This window comes from Leifsonia xyli subsp. xyli str. CTCB07 (assembly GCF_000007665.1).
GTDB lineage: Bacteria > Actinomycetota > Actinomycetes > Actinomycetales > Microbacteriaceae > Leifsonia > Leifsonia xyli_C.
In genome coordinates, this window is sequence record NC_006087.1 from 1140855 (window position 1) to 1156293 (window position 15439).

At 71.1% G+C, this 15439-nt stretch carries 15 protein-coding genes and 1 pseudogene; all 16 read left to right on the plus strand.

Features of this window, described 5'->3' with window-relative positions; translation table 11 throughout:
• The first annotated feature begins 65 nt into the window (after positions 1 to 65).
• The 16 genes and pseudogenes from LXX_RS05510 to trpA all read left to right on the plus strand — a co-directional run bounded on the left by LXX_RS05510 (position 66) and on the right by trpA (position 15402).
• The gene (locus LXX_RS05510; protein WP_041768258.1) at positions 66 to 1349 is read left to right on the plus strand and encodes a bifunctional phosphopantothenoylcysteine decarboxylase/phosphopantothenate synthase; all 1284 of its coding nucleotides are present in this window, start codon (positions 66 to 68) and stop codon (positions 1347 to 1349) included.
• Between the two features lie 41 nt (positions 1350 to 1390).
• Positions 1391 to 2584, plus strand: coding sequence for a methionine adenosyltransferase (gene metK, locus LXX_RS05515; protein WP_011185962.1), 1194 nt, complete (start codon positions 1391 to 1393; stop codon positions 2582 to 2584).
• Between the two features lie 2 nt (positions 2585 to 2586).
• The gene (locus LXX_RS05520) at positions 2587 to 4560 is read left to right on the plus strand and encodes a primosomal protein N' (protein ID WP_011185963.1); all 1974 of its coding nucleotides are present in this window, start codon (positions 2587 to 2589) and stop codon (positions 4558 to 4560) included.
• 49 nt (positions 4561 to 4609) lie between these two features.
• On the plus strand, positions 4610 to 5518 hold the full coding sequence (fmt, locus tag LXX_RS05525) for a methionyl-tRNA formyltransferase (RefSeq protein WP_011185964.1): 909 nt from the start codon (positions 4610 to 4612) through the stop codon (positions 5516 to 5518).
• A pseudogene (locus LXX_RS05530) lies at positions 5515 to 6908 on the plus strand (RsmB/NOP family class I SAM-dependent RNA methyltransferase). The gene fmt and the pseudogene LXX_RS05530 overlap by 4 nt, the downstream one beginning before the upstream one ends.
• A 134-nt stretch (positions 6909 to 7042) precedes the next feature.
• Positions 7043 to 7705: a ribulose-phosphate 3-epimerase gene (gene rpe, locus LXX_RS05535; RefSeq protein WP_011185965.1), complete on the plus strand. Its 663-nt coding sequence runs from the start codon at positions 7043 to 7045 to the stop codon at positions 7703 to 7705.
• Positions 7706 to 7707: 2 nt separating this feature from the next.
• On the plus strand, positions 7708 to 7971 hold the full coding sequence (locus LXX_RS05540) for a phosphoribosyl-ATP diphosphatase (RefSeq protein ID WP_011185966.1): 264 nt from the start codon (positions 7708 to 7710) through the stop codon (positions 7969 to 7971).
• A 48-nt stretch (positions 7972 to 8019) separates the two neighbouring features.
• Complete coding sequence (gene hisG / locus LXX_RS05545; RefSeq protein WP_011185967.1) at positions 8020 to 8859, plus strand: ATP phosphoribosyltransferase; 840 nt, start codon at positions 8020 to 8022, stop codon at positions 8857 to 8859.
• Positions 8859 to 9623 (plus strand): imidazole glycerol phosphate synthase subunit HisF, encoded by a 765-nt coding sequence (gene hisF / locus LXX_RS05550; protein ID WP_011185968.1) that lies wholly within the window; start codon positions 8859 to 8861, stop codon positions 9621 to 9623. The genes hisG and hisF overlap by 1 nt, the downstream gene beginning before the upstream one ends.
• Positions 9620 to 9997: a phosphoribosyl-AMP cyclohydrolase gene (gene hisI / locus LXX_RS05555; protein ID WP_011185969.1), complete on the plus strand. Its 378-nt coding sequence runs from the start codon at positions 9620 to 9622 to the stop codon at positions 9995 to 9997. The genes hisF and hisI overlap by 4 nt, the downstream gene beginning before the upstream one ends.
• A gap of 47 nt (positions 9998 to 10044) precedes the next feature.
• Positions 10045 to 11604: an anthranilate synthase component I gene (locus LXX_RS05560; RefSeq protein WP_011185970.1), complete on the plus strand. Its 1560-nt coding sequence runs from the start codon at positions 10045 to 10047 to the stop codon at positions 11602 to 11604.
• Positions 11594 to 12292, plus strand: coding sequence for a Trp biosynthesis-associated membrane protein (locus tag LXX_RS05565; RefSeq protein WP_011185971.1), 699 nt, complete (start codon positions 11594 to 11596; stop codon positions 12290 to 12292). Before LXX_RS05560 ends, LXX_RS05565 begins: the two co-directional genes overlap by 11 nt.
• Positions 12293 to 12361: 69 nt before the next feature.
• Positions 12362 to 12622, plus strand: a complete 261-nt coding sequence (locus LXX_RS05570) for a DUF6704 family protein (RefSeq protein WP_041767484.1) — start codon at positions 12362 to 12364, stop codon at positions 12620 to 12622.
• A gap of 16 nt (positions 12623 to 12638) precedes the next feature.
• Positions 12639 to 13409, plus strand: a complete 771-nt coding sequence (trpC, locus tag LXX_RS05575; protein WP_041768260.1) for an indole-3-glycerol phosphate synthase TrpC — start codon at positions 12639 to 12641, stop codon at positions 13407 to 13409.
• Positions 13409 to 14620 (plus strand): tryptophan synthase subunit beta, encoded by a 1212-nt coding sequence (gene trpB, locus LXX_RS05580; RefSeq protein WP_011185974.1) that lies wholly within the window; start codon positions 13409 to 13411, stop codon positions 14618 to 14620. The genes trpC and trpB overlap by 1 nt, the downstream gene beginning before the upstream one ends.
• Positions 14617 to 15402, plus strand: a complete 786-nt coding sequence (gene trpA / locus LXX_RS05585) for a tryptophan synthase subunit alpha (RefSeq protein ID WP_011185975.1) — start codon at positions 14617 to 14619, stop codon at positions 15400 to 15402. Before trpB ends, trpA begins: the two co-directional genes overlap by 4 nt.
• Positions 15403 to 15439 lie beyond the last annotated feature (37 nt).

Sequence of the window (15439 nt, forward strand, 5' to 3'; positions counted from 1 at the left end):
GGCCGTCGCGGCCGATGGCCGCGCAAGGACCCTGCCGTTGAGGGGGTGACGCCGTGAGCGCGCGCTTGACCATCGTCGTCGGAGTGACCGGCGGCATCGCTGCCTACAAAGCTGTGGGCGTGATCCGGGCGCTCGTGCTCGAGGGCCACTCCGTCCACGTTGTCGCGACGGAGGCCGCCCTGCGATTCGTCGGCCGGCCGACGCTGGAGGCGATCAGCAGAAACCCCGTCGCGACCGATCTGTACGAGGGCGTCGCGGAGGTGCGGCATGTGGCCATCGGCCAGTCAGCCGACCTCATCGTGATCGCTCCGGCGACGGCCAACACCATCGCCAAGCTCGCTGCGGGGCTTGCCGACGATCTGCTCGGCAACACCGTCCTCGCCTCCACCGCCCCCCTCGTGATCGCCCCGGCGATGCACACCGAGATGTGGCAGAACCCGGCGACGGCGGCCAACATCGCGAAGCTCACCGACCGCGGTGTGATCGTCGTCGGTCCCGCGTCCGGTCCGCTGACGGGCAGCGACAGCGGGCCGGGCCGTTTCGAGGAGACCGAGACCATCGTCCGGACCGCGTTGCGCGCCGTCGGCATCGCGCCGCGCCCGATCGTCTCGGCGGTCCCCGAGCCCGCGGCTGACATCGTCGTGCTCTCGGAGCGCCGGCGTGCGAACGAGGCCGCGCGCAGGCCGCGCGGCGGGGTGGACCTCCGCGGCAAGCGCGTCGTGATTACCGCAGGCGGGACCCGCGAGCCGTTGGACCCGGTGCGCTTCTTCGGCAACCGCTCCAGCGGCCGGCAGGGCGTCGCGCTCGCCTGGGCGGCGCAGGCGCGGGGAGCGGAGGTCGTGCTGATCGCGGCATACCTGGAAGTCGAACCGCCGGAGGGTGTCGAGCTCATCCCGGTGCGGACCGCGCTGGAATTGCAGGAGGCCGTGACCGAGTCCGTCCGTGCCGCCGACATCGTGGTGATGGCGGCCGCCGTGGCCGACTACCGTCCGGCGTCGAGTCGCGACAGCAAGATCAAGAAGTCCGAGACAGGGGAGACCCTGACGCTGGAGCTCGTCGCCAATCCCGACATCCTCGCCGGGCTCACCCGCGAGAAGCGTCACGGACAGGTGATCGTCGGCTTCGCGGCCGAGACAGAGCCCGAACCGTCGTTCCTTCTCGAACGAGGCCGCGGCAAGCTCGCGGCTAAGGGCGCGGACTTCCTCGTGCTCAACCAGGTGGGCTGGGATCAAGGCTTCCAGACGGAGAGCAACGCTGTCGTCGTTCTGCGCAGAGGCGGAGATATAGTGATGGAGGCCTCCGGGAGCAAACTGTCGGTGGCCGATCGTATTCTCGACGTCATCGTCTGAGACCCGGCCGCGAACCGAGGCCGGCATCGAACAGGAGCACTATGGCCGATCTGCGTCTCTTCACGTCTGAGTCTGTGACCGAGGGCCACCCGGACAAGATCTGCGATCAGATCTCCGACAGTATCCTCGATGCCCTGCTCGCCGTCGATGAGCACAGCCGTGTCGCCGTCGAGACGCTCGTGACCACCGGCCTCGTGCATGTGGCCGGTGAGGTCACCACCAAAGGCTATGTCGAGATCCCGGCGCTCGTGCGGGACACGATCGTAGAGATCGGCTACGACTCCTCCGATGTCAGCTTCGACGGCACGCAGTGCGGTGTCTCCGTCTCAATTGGCGCCCAGTCGCCGGACATCGCACAGGGTGTCGACAATGCGCTGGAGACGCGATCCGAGCGGAGTCAGGACGACCTCGACCGGCAGGGCGCGGGCGACCAGGGCATCATGTTCGGCTTCGCCACCACCGAGACCCCGCAGTACATGCCGCTGCCGATCTGGCTGGCTCATCGGCTCGCCGAACGTCTCGCGGCGGTGCGCAAGGACGGCACGCTCGGCTATCTGCGCCCGGACGGCAAGACCCAGGTCACGATCGGCTACGAGGGCTATGTCCCGAAGAGCGTGCAGACCGTCGTGCTGTCCACCCAGCATGCGCGGGACATCCCCAGCCAGCAGCTGCGAGCGGATGTGATAGAGCAGGTCATCGAGCCTGTCATGCACGCCGCGGGAGTGGAGACCTCGCACATCCGCACTCTGATCAACCCCACCGGCCGCTTCGAGATCGGCGGGCCGAAGGGAGACGCCGGGCTCACGGGTCGCAAGATCATCGTCGACACCTACGGCGGCGCGAGCCGTCACGGCGGCGGAGCGTTCTCCGGCAAAGACCCGTCGAAGGTGGACCGTTCTGCCGCGTACGCCCTGCGCTGGGTCGCGAAGAACGCGGTCGCCGCGGGGCTCGCGGACCGCCTCGAGGTGCAGATCGCCTACGCGATCGGCAAGGCCGCCCCGGTCGGTCTCTACGTCGAGACCTTCGGCACCGCTCACGTTCCGGACGAGCGCATCATCCACGCCATCCGTGAGGTGTTCGACCTGCGACCGGCCGCCATCGCGCGCGACCTCGACCTGCTCCGGCCGATCTACGCGCGCACGGCGACGTACGGCCACTTCGGCCGCGAGCTCCCGGACTTCACCTGGGAGCGGCTCGACCGCGTCGACGACCTGCGCTCGGCCGCGGGGCTGTAGCTGTGCCGGCGGCCGGCCGGGTCGCTCGCGTCGTCCTCGATTCGCCGCTCCCGCAGCTCGACCACTTCTTCGACTATCTCGTCCCCGAGGAGCTGGCCGCCCACGCGGTCCCCGGTGTCCGGGTGCGCGTCCCACTCCGCACGGCGGGACGCGTCGCCGACGGCTACCTCGTGGAATGGGCCGAGCCCGAGGGCGCCTATGAGGGCCGGCTCAGCCCGATCGAGTCGGTCGTCTCGCCGGTGCCGGTGCTCACGCCCGGGGTGTGGCGGCTGGCGCGGCGGCTGGCCGACCGCAGCGCGGGGACGGCCAGCGACATCCTGCGCCTGGCGGTTCCCGGCCGGATGGTGCGCGTCGAGAAGCAGTGGCTTGCCCAGCCGGAGAGCGAACGGAACCCGGCAGCGGCCGCCGCGGCGATCGGCGTGCGCGGGTACGGCGAGGGCACGCTGGAGACCGCCGTCGCGCGCGGCGAACGCCTTGCCCTCCGTCCCCTCCCCTGGCTCAGCCCGCTGCCGGACGGCACCTGGGTGGGGGAGTGGGCGATCACCCTCGCTGCGCTCGCGGCCGCGAGCTGGAGCGCGGGGCGTTCGGCGATCGTGGCCGCGCCCGATCACCGCGATCTGGAGCAGCTGTCGGCAGCCCTGGCCGCGATCGTCCCGGCCGCGGCGGTGGTCCGCACCGATGCGTCACAGGCCAACGCCGACCGCTACCGCGGCTTCTTGACGGCGCTGGCCGGGCCGCGCATCCTGATCGGCAACCGATCGGTGGTGTATGCGCCCGCGGAGGATCTGGGGCTGATCGCGCTCTGGGAGGACAGCGACCCCCTGCACGCGGAACCGCTCGCGCCCTATGTCCACACCCGGGATGCGGCCCTCGTCCGGCAGGAGCTGACCGGCTGCGCGCTTGTCGTGAGCGGGCTCGTCCGCAGCGTCGAGGCTCAGCGGCTGGTCGAGCTGGGCTGGCTTCGGGACATCGCTCCCGAACGGGCGTTTGCGCCGAAAGTCGTCCTGACCTCGGCGCAGCAGGCGGACGAGCCCGCCGCCCGCGCGGCGCGCATCCCTTCGGGAGCCTGGCGGGCGGCCCGGGAAGCCCTGGATCACGGCCCCGTGCTCGTGCAGGTGGCGCGCCCCGGTTACGTTCCTCTGCTCGCTTGCGCGAGCTGCGGACAGGCCGCCCGCTGCACCCGCTGCACCGGTCCGCTCGGTCAGAGACAGGCGGGGTCGATGCCCTCGTGCCAGTGGTGCGGCGCGCTCGCGACCGACTGGAGCTGCTCGCGCTGCGAGCACACGGCGTTCCGGATGGTCACGCCCGGTTCGGGACGCACGGCGGAGGAGCTGGGCCGGGCCTTCCCCGGGACGCGCATCGTCCTGGCGGACGGCGACCATCCGGTGCAGCGCATCGGGCCGGCCCCGGCGCTCGTGGTCGCCACCCGCGGGGCCGAGCCGATCGCGGACGGCGGCTATCGCGCTGTCCTGCTGCTCGACGGCGAGCGGATGCTCGCCCGGGAGAGTCTGCGTGTTGCCGAGGACTGCCTTCGCTGGTGGACCAGCGCCGCCGTCCTGGCCGCGCCTGGCGCGCCCACCGTGCTCGTCGGGGTGTCGGGCGCTCTCGCGCGGGCCTTCGCGACCGGCCGGCTGGTGGACTTCGCCCGCGAAGAGCTCGCCGACCGGCGCGGACTCCGCTTCCCCCCCGCGGTGCGGCTCGCCTCGATCACGGGCGCTCCGGCGGCTGTGGAGGCGGTCGCCGCCGCGGTGGGTCCCGGCCTGCTCATCGACGTGCTCGGTCCGGTGGAGGTGGACGAGAAGACGGTGCGCAGCATCCTGCGCTTCGAGTATGCGCGTGGAGCCGAGGTCGCGGCAGCTGTGCGGGGCCAGGTGGTGCGGAACGCGACGCAGCGCCGGAAGGCGCCGGCCGGCCGCGGCGGCTACCGCCCCGCTCCGTCGCTGCGCGTGCGCTTCGACGATCCGGAGATCCTCTGACCCTCGCGGGTAGACTCGGAGGCCGACTAGATCGAAAGAACCTTCGCCCATGCGCCTCGTCTTCGCCGGCACACCCGCTGTCGCCGTCCCTTCCCTGACCGCCCTCGCCGCCCGCTTCGAGGTCGCGGCCGTGATCACCCGGGAGGATGCTCCGCTCGGACGCAAGCGCATCCTGACCCCATCTCCGGTCGCCATCGCGGCCGAGGAGCTGGGTCTTTCGGTGATCCGCGCCAACCGGCTTCGCGAGGAGGCGATCGAGCGGGTCCGGGTGCTGCGGCCCGATGTCGGCGTCGTGGTCGCCTACGGCGGGCTCGTCCACGAGCCCCTGCTCTCGCTGCCGCGCCGGGGCTGGGTGAACCTGCACTTCTCGCTGCTGCCGCGCTGGCGCGGGGCCGCTCCGGTGCAACACGCTCTGATCGCGGGTGATCGCGAGACCGGGGCGGCGGTCTTCCAGCTGGTTCCCGAACTGGACGCTGGCGACGTGTTCGGCGAACTGCGCCGTCTCATCCGCCCCGACGAGACGGCGGGCGAGCTGCTCGACGATCTCGCGCGCTCGGGCGCCCGGCTGCTGGCTGACACCGTCGCCGCGCTGGCGGATGGCACAGCCGTGGCGACCCCGCAGTCCGGCGAGCCTGTTGCGGCGCCCAAGCTCGGGATCGCCGACGCGAAGCTCGATCTCACGCGCCCGGCCGACGAGGTCTATGCGCGTTTCCGCGGGGTGACCCCGGAACCGGGCGCGTGGGCGCTGCTTGACGGTGAGCGGTTCAAGATCCACGCGGTGCGCCCGACGGCCGCCGGTGTGCTCCCGCCCGGAGCGGTCGTTGCCGACGGCAAACGCATCCTGGCCGGCACCGGGAGCCGCCCGCTCGAGCTTGTGACCGTGCAGCCCGCAGGCAAACGAGTCATGGCTGCTGCCGACTGGTGGCGGGGCGCCGGGGGAGAGGCGGTGCTCTCGTGAGCGGCGGCGCCTCCTCCGCGCAGCGCTCGCACGCCCAGCATGCACGCCGGGTCGCGCTCGAGGTCATCCTCGCCTTCCGTGAGTCGGACGCCTACGCGAACCTGCTTCTCCCGGCGCGCATCGCCCGCGCCGAGCTCCCGGCCGCCGATGCGGCCCTGGCGACCGAATTGACGTATGGGACGTTGCGCATGCAGGGATACTACGACCGGGTGATCGCCCGGGCGGCGGGCCGTCCGGGCGACCGCATCGACGCGCCGATCCTCGATGTCCTCCGTCTCGGCGCGCACCAGCTGCTCTCGACCCGCGTGGCTCCGCACGCGGCCGTCAACGAGTCCGTCGCGCTGGCTCGGCAGGCCGGCAGCCGCAGCGCCACCGGCTTCGTCAACGGTGTCCTTCGCGAGATCGGCCGGCACGCCCCCGCAGAGTGGCGGCGGCTCGTCCTCGCCGGTGCGAAGAACGAGGACGATCGGCTTGCCGCTTCCACCTCGCATCCCGTCTGGATCGTCCTCACGCTGCGTCGTGCGCTGGAGGCCGAGGGCCGCGGCGACGAGCTCGAAGCGCTGCTCGACGCCGACAACGTGGCGCCGCGCGTCAACCTGGTCGTCCTCCCCGGACTCGCCGACGCTCCCGAGGACGCCCGGCCCGACCGCTTTTCCCCGCCCGGTTTCACGACCCGGCGGCGATCCGCAGCGGCTCGTGGCCGAGACCGGGGGCCGCGTCCGCGTGCAGGACGAGGGCTCCCAGCTCGCCGCGCTCGCCCTCACCCGCTCGAGCCCGATCGCACCGGGGGAGCGCTGGCTCGACCTCTGCGCCGGGCCGGGGGCAAGGCGGCGCTGCTGGCCGCGGAAGCCCTGGCCGGCGGCGCCACCCTCGTCGCCAACGAGCTGGTCCCGGCGCGGGCGGAGCTGGTGCGCCGCGCCCTCGCCGCTGTTCCGCTCGATGTCCCGGTCTGGCAGCGCGATGGCCTCACGATCGGTGAGACGGAGCCTGCGGCATTCGACCGCATCCTCCTCGATGCCCCTGCACCGGTCTCGGCGCCCTTCGCCGCCGCCCCGAAGCGCGCTGGCGGAAGACCCCGCGCGGTGTGGCCCAGCTGGCGAACCTGCAGGCGGGTCTCCTCGATTCGGCGGTGGCCGCGCTCAAACCGGGCGGGACGCTGGCTTATGTCACCTGCTCGCCGCACATCGCCGAGACCCGCAGTGTCGTCACGGACGCGCTGCGCCGCCACGAGGGGGCGCTGCGGCCGGTGCGCACGGCGGAAGCGGTGCAAGCTTTCGTTAGCGAGCCGCTCGACCTCGCCGGGGACCCCACCCTCGTGCAGCTGTGGCCGCACCGGCAGCTGACGGACGCGATGTTCATCGCGCTGCTGACGAAGGCGGAAGCGGGCTGAGGCCGAGCCGGGTCCGGCGTGGGCGTGGCGCACCTCATCATCCGGGGAAGCGCCGATCCGCGAGATCCTGCGGTACGCGCGAAGCGGGCGGGAGCCGATCGCCCGGCGTTCCTCCCTGCCCGTAGGCTGAGCCTATGGCAGCGCGTATCAACCCGAGCATCCTGGCGGCGGATTTCGTGAACCTGGAGCGCGATCTCGGTCGGATCGCGTCGGCCGACCTCGTCCATGTGGATGTGATGGACAGCCATTTCGTGCCGAACCTGACGTTCGGTCCGCAGATGGTGGGGCGCATCCAGGATGTCAGCGCCATCCCGCTCGACGTGCATCTGATGATCGACGACCCCGATCGCTGGGCGCCCGGCTACGCGGAGCTCGGAGCCCACTCGGTCACCTTCCACGCGGAGGCGGCGGCCGACCCGGTCGCGCTCGCGCGGCGGCTGCGGGCACTCGGCGCGCGCGCCGGCATCGCGCTCAAGCCCGGCACCGCGGTGGACGGCTATCTGGATCTTCTGCCCGAGTTCGATCAGGTGCTGGTCATGACGGTGGAGCCCGGCTTCGGCGGGCAGTCGTTCATGCTGGAGACGATGCCGAAGCTGCGCCGTCTGCGGGAGACGGTGGAAGCCCGCGGGCTGGATGTGTGGCTCGAAGTCGACGGGGGCATCACCGAGGAGACGATCGCGGTCGCCGCCGAAGCCGGCGCGGACACGTTCGTCGCCGGTTCCGCGGTTTTCCGAGGGGAGCCCGCGGAGCGGATCGAGGCGCTGCGCGCGGCCGTGCGCTGGCACAGTACTCTGTAACGGTGAAAACCTTCGACGACCTCTTCGCCGAGCTCAGCGAGAAGGCCGCGACCCGACCGGAGGGCTCCGGGACGGTGCGCGAGCTGGACGCGGGTGTGCATTCCATCGGAAAGAAGATCGTGGAGGAGGCAGCCGAGGTCTGGATGGCCGCCGAGCACGAGAGCGACGAGGCGTTCGCAGAGGAGGCTTCGCAGCTGATCTATCACCTGCAGGTGATGATGCTCGCGAAGGGACTGACCCTGGCCGATGTGTACCGACATCTGTGATGCGCTCCCGCATCTCTTCGTCCGTCACCTCACGAAAGCCCTGAACCCATGCTCAAAATCGCTGTCCCCAACAAGGGGTCCCTCTCCGAGATCGCGGCGCAGATGCTGCAGGAGGCCGGCTACGCCGGCCGCCGCGACCCCAAGGAGCTGATCGTCTCCGATGCCCGCAACGGCGTCGAGTTCTTCTACCTGCGCCCCCGCGACATCGCCACCTACGTCGGCTCGGGGGCACTGGACGTCGGCATCACCGGGCGGGACCTCCTGCTTGACTCCGGCTCGGCGGCCGCGGAGATCGCCGCGCTCGGCTTCGCCACTTCCACCTTCCGCTTCGCCGGGCCGTCCGGGCAGTACGCCGCTCTCGCCGACCTCGATGGCAAGCGCGTGGCCACGAGCTATCCCGGTCTCGCGGGGCAGTTCCTCGCGGGCGAAGGCGTCGACGCCGCCCTGATCAAGCTGGACGGCGCCGTCGAGTCCGCGGTCCGCCTCGGCGTCGCCGACGCCGTCGCCGACGTGGTCGAGACTGGCTCCACGCTGCGCAAGCAGGGGCTGGAGATCTTCGGCCCGGTCATTCTCGAATCGGAGGCTGTGCTCATCTCCTCGTCCTCGCCGGCGGCTGGAGCCGGTACGCTGCTGGGCCGGCTGCAGGGCGTGATGGTCGCACGCCAGTATGTGCTGGTGGACTACAACCTCCCGGTCTCTCTGCTGGAGAAGGCCGTCGCGCTCACGCCGGGGGTGGAGTCGCCGACGGTCTCGCCGCTGGGGGAGCCGGACTGGGTGGCCGTCCGCGTCATGATCAGAAGCGACCAGACTAATCAGGTCATGGACGCGCTCTACGAGCTCGGCGCGCGCGCCATCCTCGTCACCTCCATTCACGCCGCGAGGATCTGATGGGCGTTGCCGTGCGGGTCATTCCGTGTCTGGATGTCGCGGCCGGACGAGTGGTGAAAGGCGTCAATTTCCAAAACCTGCGTGACCAGGGCGACCCCGTCGAGTTCGCCCGTCGCTATGCGGAGCAGGGCGCCGACGAGCTGACTTTCCTGGATGTGACGGCGACGGTGGACGACCGCTCCACCACCTACGACGTGGTGCGCGCGACCGCCGGACAGGTTTTCATCCCCCTGACGGTCGGGGGCGGTGTGCGCAGCACGGAGGATGTCGCGCGGCTGCTCGGCAGCGGTGCGGACAAGGTGGGCGTCAACTCCGCGGCGATCGCCCGGCCCGGGCTGGTTGCCGAGATCGCCGACCGCTTCGGCGCTCAGGTTCTGGTGCTCTCGCTCGATGTCAAGCGTTCGGCGTCAACGGACTCCGGCTTCGCTGTCACGACCCACGGTGGCCGCACCGAGACCGGCCTCGACGCGCTGGAATGGGCGGCGCGCGCCATCGAACTCGGTGCGGGAGAGCTGCTCGTCAACTCGATCGACGCCGATGGCACGAAGGAGGGCTTCGACCTGGAGCTCATCCGCGAGATGCGCGCCCTCAGCGCCGTGCCGGTGATTGCCTCGGGCGGTGCGGGGAAAACCGCCGACTTCGCTCCAGCTCTCCGCGCCGGGGCGGACGCCGTGCTCGCCGCGAGCGTGTTCCACTCCGGTGAGCTGACCATCGGCGATGTGAAGACAGCGCTGGCCGCGGCCGGGATGGAGGTCCGGCCATGACCGGGCTCGATGAGGCGCTGACGCGTATCCGCTTCACAGACACCGGGCTCGTTCCGGCGATCGTGCAGCAGTGGTACACCCGCGACGTGCTCATGATGGGCTGGATGGACGCCGAGGCGTTCCGCCGCACGATGACCGAGGGACGCGTGACGTTCTGGTCGCGCTCCCGTCAGGAGTACTGGCGCAAGGGCGATAGCTCTGGGAACATTCAGTTCGTCCGGGGCGTTGCGCTCGATTGCGATGGTGACACGCTGCTGGTGACGGTCGATCAGGTCGGCGCCGCGTGCCACACCGGAACGTACACCTGTTTTGATGCGGACCCGCTCGCGCCAGTGCTCGGCGAGCGTCCCGAATCCGCCGCTGACGGGTGGTGAGCGGCCAGGAGGTCGCGGCACACACGACAATACGACACGGAGGAGCTGTGATCGCCACATCCAGCGGTACAACCAGCCGCGAGAAGTTCGACGCACTGACCGGCGCACACCGGGTGATCCCCGTCGTGCGCGAACTGTTCGCAGACGGGGAGACGCCGGTCGGCATCTACCGCAAGCTCGCCGCCGGCCGGCCGGGCACCTTCCTGCTGGAATCCGCCGAGCAGGGCGGTATCTGGTCGCAATTCTCGTTCGTCGGAGCCGCCTCGTTCGGCGTTCTGACCCAGCAAGGGGAGGAGGTCCGCTGGCTCGACTACGGACTCTCCGCCGAGCGCGCGCTCGGCCCCGACGCGGCTGGCCCCGATGCGTCTGGCCGTCCACTCGACGCTCTCGCGGCGCTGCACCGGCGCTGGCAGTCGCCGCGCATCCCCGGCCTGCCCCCGCTGACCGGGGGGCTCGTGGGCTTCATCGGCTGGGAGGCGATCCGCCAGATCGAGCGGCTGCCCGACCAGCCGCCAGCGGACTACGATATCCCGGGCCAGGCCCTCGCTTTCGCGGCCGACCTCGTGGCGATCGACCATCGCTCCGGCACAGTGCTGCTGATCGCGAACGTGCTGGCCGATGGTGTCGACGACGCCGACGCGCTCTGGGCGGATGCGCAGTCCCGGCTCGATCGGATGCAGGGCGAGCTGGCGCAGCCGGCGGAGGCGTGGCTCGCCGAGGTGGATCTCGCTGTGCCTGTGCATCCCCCTGTCTCTCGCACGGCCAAGCCAGACTTCCTCGCGGCGGTCGAGGCCGCCAAGGAGAGGATCGTCGCCGGGGACATCTTCCAGGTCGTCATCTCGCAGCGCTTCGAGGTGGCCTGCGAGGCCGGCGCACTCGATGTCTACCGTGTGCTCCGGGCGCTCAACCCCAGCCCGTACATGTACCTGCTGGCGCTGGAGCGGCCCGATGGCGGCGTCTACGAGATCGTCGGATCGTCCCCGGAGGCGCTGGTCAAGGTGCGGGAGGGACGCGCGTTCACGCACCCCATCGCCGGTTCCCGCCCGCGCGGGGCCACGCCGGAGGAGGATCTCGACCTCGAGGCTTCGCTCCTCGCCGACGACAAGGAGCGCGCCGAGCACCTCATGCTCGTCGATCTGGCCCGTAACGACCTGTTGAAGGTCTGCGCGGCCGGCAGCGTCGAGGTGACGGAGTTCATGCGCGTCGAGCGGTTCAGCCACATCATGCACATTGTCTCCTCCGTCGAGGGCGATCTCCTGCCGGACGCCAGTGCGCTCGACGTCTTCCGTGCCACCTTCCCGGCGGGGACGCTCTCCGGCGCGCCCAAGCCGATGGCGCTGTGGATCATCGACGAGCTGGAGCCCGCGCAGCGCGGCGTTTACGGGGGAGTGGTCGGCTACTTCGACTTCGCCGCCGACGCCGATCTCGCGATCGCGATCCGCACGGCGACGATCATGGACGGTGTGGCGCGTGTGCAGGCCGGCGGCGGGCTGGTCGCCGACTCCGTTCCCGAGTCGGAGTTCGAGGAGTCGCAGAACAAAGCGGCGGCGCCGTTGCGGGCGGTGGCCGTCGCCAATGCACTGAGACGGGTGCAGGGTGCGGACTGAGAACCTCCGGATCAAGTACCTGACCCTCCTCGCCCTCGTGGCGGGGGGCGCTTTCGCGCTCCTCTCCGCGACGCAGATCTGGTTCAGTGTCCGGCTGACAGACACGGCCAACCACCACGGTGTCGTGACCGTTGCTGGATCGGACGCGGCTCCCGCGCTCACGGCGCTCTCGTTCGCGGGACTCGCTCTGACCGCCGCGCTCGCGCCCGCGGGGCCGGCGTTCCGCATCGTCCTGTCCCTGCTCGGCATCCTCCTCGGCGGCTCGATCGTCTTCTCGTCCCTGTCGGCGCTGGGCGACCCGGTGCGTGCGGTCGGGCCGGCCATCACCTCTGCGACTGGGATTGCGGGGGAGGTGTCCGTGCGCGGGCTTGTGGACGGTCTCGGCGCCCTGTTCTGGCCGTGGCTCGCCGTCGCCGGGGGTCTCATCATCGCTCTGGCGAGTGCGACCGCGATCGTGTCCCTCCGGGCGTGGCCGGGTCCGTCGCGCAAGTACCAGACCCGGTTCGCGGGCGAAGACGGCCGCCCGGCCGAAGATGTCCTCGCCGAGGAGGCGGCCCGAGCGCAGGCGGCCGCAGGCCCCGCGCCCGGCGCCGAAGCGGCCCTCCCCGCCGAGCCGGCGCCGCTGGATCGCGGCACCGCGATCGACAGCTGGGATGAGCTGAGCCGCGGCGACGACCCGACGCGGTGAGCACCCATTAGACTGGACAGCGATCCACCCACTGTGCGCGCCCGCGCGCACCCGACGCGCAGGAGTCCCATGAGCACCGAGTCAGTCGAGAATGTGTCGACGGCCCAGGGGCCGGTCGAGCCCGGCCACGGCCACTCGCCGGCGGCCTGGACGGCCGTGGTCATCATGCTCGTCGCCTTCGCCATCGGCGCGGTCGCGTTCTTCTTCGATCTCCCCGCGATCGTGTGGGCTTCGGCCGGTCTCGCCGTGGTCGGGCTGCTCGTCGGCGGGATCATGAAGCGTGCGGGCTATGGAGTGGGCGGGGCCAAGTACCAGCCGAAGGGCCACTGAACCCGTGCCCGTCGACTTGCTCGCCGACCTCACCGCCGGCGCGTTGGAGGATGCGGCCCGGCGTCGGGCGGATCGCCCCCTGAGCGCTGTGGAGGCCGTGGCCGCTGCGCAGGCCCCGCCCCTCCCCGCCCTTGACGCGCTCGCCCCGGCGGACCGGGTGAAGGTCATCGCCGAGGTGAAGCGCGCGAGCCCGTCTCGCGGCGATCTCGCAGAGATCCCCGATCCCGCCGCGCTGGCCCGCCTCTACGAGACCGGCGGCGCCAGCGCGATCAGCGTCCTCACCGAGGAGCGCCGCTTCCGCGGATCACTGGCGGATCTGGAGTCCGTGCGCGCGGCCGTGTCGCTCCCGGTCCTCCGCAAGGAGTTCATCGCGGACCCGTACCAGGTGTTCGAGGCGCGCGCCGCGGGCGCAGACCTCGTGCTCCTCATCGTCGCCGCGCTGGAGCAGCGGCGGCTGGCCGAGCTACACGATCTCATCGTCGAGCTGGGCATGACTCCGCTCGTGGAGGCCCACACGGCCGATGAGCTGAGCCGTGCGTTCGACACCGGCGCGAAACTCGTGGGTGTGAACGCGCGCGATCTCTCCACGTTCGAGCTGGACCGCAATCTGTTCGGCCGTCTGGCCGAGCGGTACCCGTCCGATGTCATCCGCGTGGCGGAGTCGGCTGTGAAGTCGGCCGCCGATGTCGCGCACTACCGGGCGGCGGGTGCGCATGTCGTGCTCGTCGGCGAGGCGCTTGTCACGAGCGACCCCGTCGCGACGCTCAGCGAGTTCCGAGGAGTCTGATGCCCCTCCGCAGCGAAGAAGGTCCCTACTTCGGCGACTTCGGCGGCCGGTTCGTTCCGGAGTCGCTGGTCGCCGCCCTCGATGAGCTGTCGGCGGCGTGGGAGGCCGCCAAGGCCGACCCCGCCTTCCACGTCCAGCTCGACGAATTGCACCGCTCCTATACGGGGCGACCGTCGATCGTCACCGAGGTCCCGCGGTTCGCGGAGCACGGGGGAGGCGCCCGTCTCCTCCTCAAGCGCGAGGACCTCAACCACACCGGCTCGCACAAGATCAACAATGTGCTGGGCCAGGCCATCCTGACCAAACGCATCGGCAAGACCCGCGTCATCGCGGAGACGGGCGCGGGCCAGCACGGTGTCGCCATCGCGACGGCAGCGGCGCTCTTCGGCCTCAGCTGCACGATCTACATGGGCGAGGTCGACACCGAGCGCCAGGCGCTGAACGTCGCCCGCATGCGCCTGCTCGGGGCCGAAGTCGTCGCGGTCAAGACCGGCTCCCGCACCCTCAAGGACGCGATCAACGACGCGATGCGCGACTGGGTGACGAACGTCGAGACGACCAACTACATCTTCGGCACCGTCGCGGGACCGCACCCCTTCCCGACGATGGTCCGCGATCTGCAGAGGATCATCGGCGAGGAGGCGCGCGAACAGGTGCTCGCGCTCACCGGCCGGCTGCCCGATGCGGTCGCTGCCTGCGTCGGCGGCGGCTCGAACGCGATGGGGATCTTCCACGCCTTCCTCGATGACGAGAATGTGCGCCTGGTCGGTTTCGAAGCCGGCGGCGAGGGCGCGGATACGCCGCGTCACGCCGCGACCATCACGAAGGGACGCCCCGGCGTCCTCCACGGCGCGCGCAGTCTGCTCCTGCAGGATGAGGACGGGCAGACCATCGAGTCGCACTCGATCTCGGCAGGGCTCGACTATCCGGGCGTCGGACCGGAGCACGCTTGGCTCGCGGCGATCGGGCGGGCTGAGTACCGCCCGGTGTCCGACGCTGAGGCGATGGAGGCGCTGCGCCTCCTCAGCCGCACCGAGGGCATCATCCCGGCCATCGAGTCCGCGCACGCCCTCGCCGGGGCGCTCGACCTTGGCCGCGAGCTGGGACCGGAGGGAGTCGTCCTGGTCAGCCTCTCGGGCCGCGGCGACAAAGACATGGAGACTGCCGGACGCTATTTCGGCCTCATCGAAGAAGGGGCCGTGCAGTCGTGAGCCGTGTGGCAGACACCATCGCCCGCCGCAAGGGGGAGGCCGCGGGCGCGCTGATCGGCTACCTCCCGGCGGGTTTCCCCGACCTGCGGACGAGCGTCGACGCTGCGGTTGCGCTGGCGGAGAACGGCGTCGATGTCATCGAACTTGGCCTCCCGTACTCGGACCCTGTGATGGACGGTGCGGTCATCCAGGCCGCCACGCAGCGCGCGCTCGCGAACGGTTTCCGCCTGCGCGATGGCTTCGCGGCTGTGCGCGAGATCACCAGCCGTGTCGATGCGCCTGTCCTGGTCATGACCTACTGGAACCCGGTGATGCAGTACGGCGTCGACCGCTTCGCCGACGATTTTGCCACAGCCGGGGGAGCCGGGCTCATCACCCCCGATCTCATCCCCGACGAGGGCGCCGACTGGCTCGCGGCTTCCGAGCGCACCGGCCTCGACCGGGTCTTCCTCGCGGCCCCGTCCTCCACCGAGGCTCGCCGGCGGCAGACCGCCGCGAACAGCCGCGGTTTCGTCTACGCCGTCTCTACGATGGGCATCACGGGCGTCCGGACCGATGTGGACGCTGCGGCCCGCACGCTCGTCGGTCGCCTTCGCGAGGCTGGTGCGCTGAGCGCTTGCGTCGGACTCGGCATCTCCTCCGCCGCGCAGGTGGCGGAAGTGCTCGACTACGCCGACGGGGCGATCGTCGGTTCGGCGCTCGTCACGGCGCTGGCGAAGGGGGGCGTCGCGGCGGCCGGCCGGATCGCCGCCGAGCTGGCTCGCGGAGCCGTTCGCGGCTGAGGCCGATCTAGACTAGGGTGGCCGCGCGCGACTCCGC

What these genes read in the sequence shown, in the direction of transcription:
- LXX_RS05570 (WP_041767484.1), top strand. Translation starts at nt 12,362, where the DNA reads ATGAGCACCGAGTCAGTCGAGAATGTGTCGACGGCCCAGGGGCCGGTC.
- trpB (WP_011185974.1), top strand. Translation starts at nt 13,409, where the DNA reads ATGCCCCTCCGCAGCGAAGAAGGTCCCTACTTCGGCGACTTCGGCGGC.
- rpe (WP_011185965.1), top strand. Translation starts at nt 7,043, where the DNA reads ATGGCAGCGCGTATCAACCCGAGCATCCTGGCGGCGGATTTCGTGAAC.
- metK (WP_011185962.1), top strand. Translation starts at nt 1,391, where the DNA reads ATGGCCGATCTGCGTCTCTTCACGTCTGAGTCTGTGACCGAGGGCCAC.
- fmt (WP_011185964.1), top strand. Translation starts at nt 4,610, where the DNA reads ATGCGCCTCGTCTTCGCCGGCACACCCGCTGTCGCCGTCCCTTCCCTG.
- hisI (WP_011185969.1), top strand. Translation starts at nt 9,620, where the DNA reads ATGACCGGGCTCGATGAGGCGCTGACGCGTATCCGCTTCACAGACACC.
- hisG (WP_011185967.1), top strand. Translation starts at nt 8,020, where the DNA reads ATGCTCAAAATCGCTGTCCCCAACAAGGGGTCCCTCTCCGAGATCGCG.
- hisF (WP_011185968.1), top strand. Translation starts at nt 8,859, where the DNA reads ATGGGCGTTGCCGTGCGGGTCATTCCGTGTCTGGATGTCGCGGCCGGA.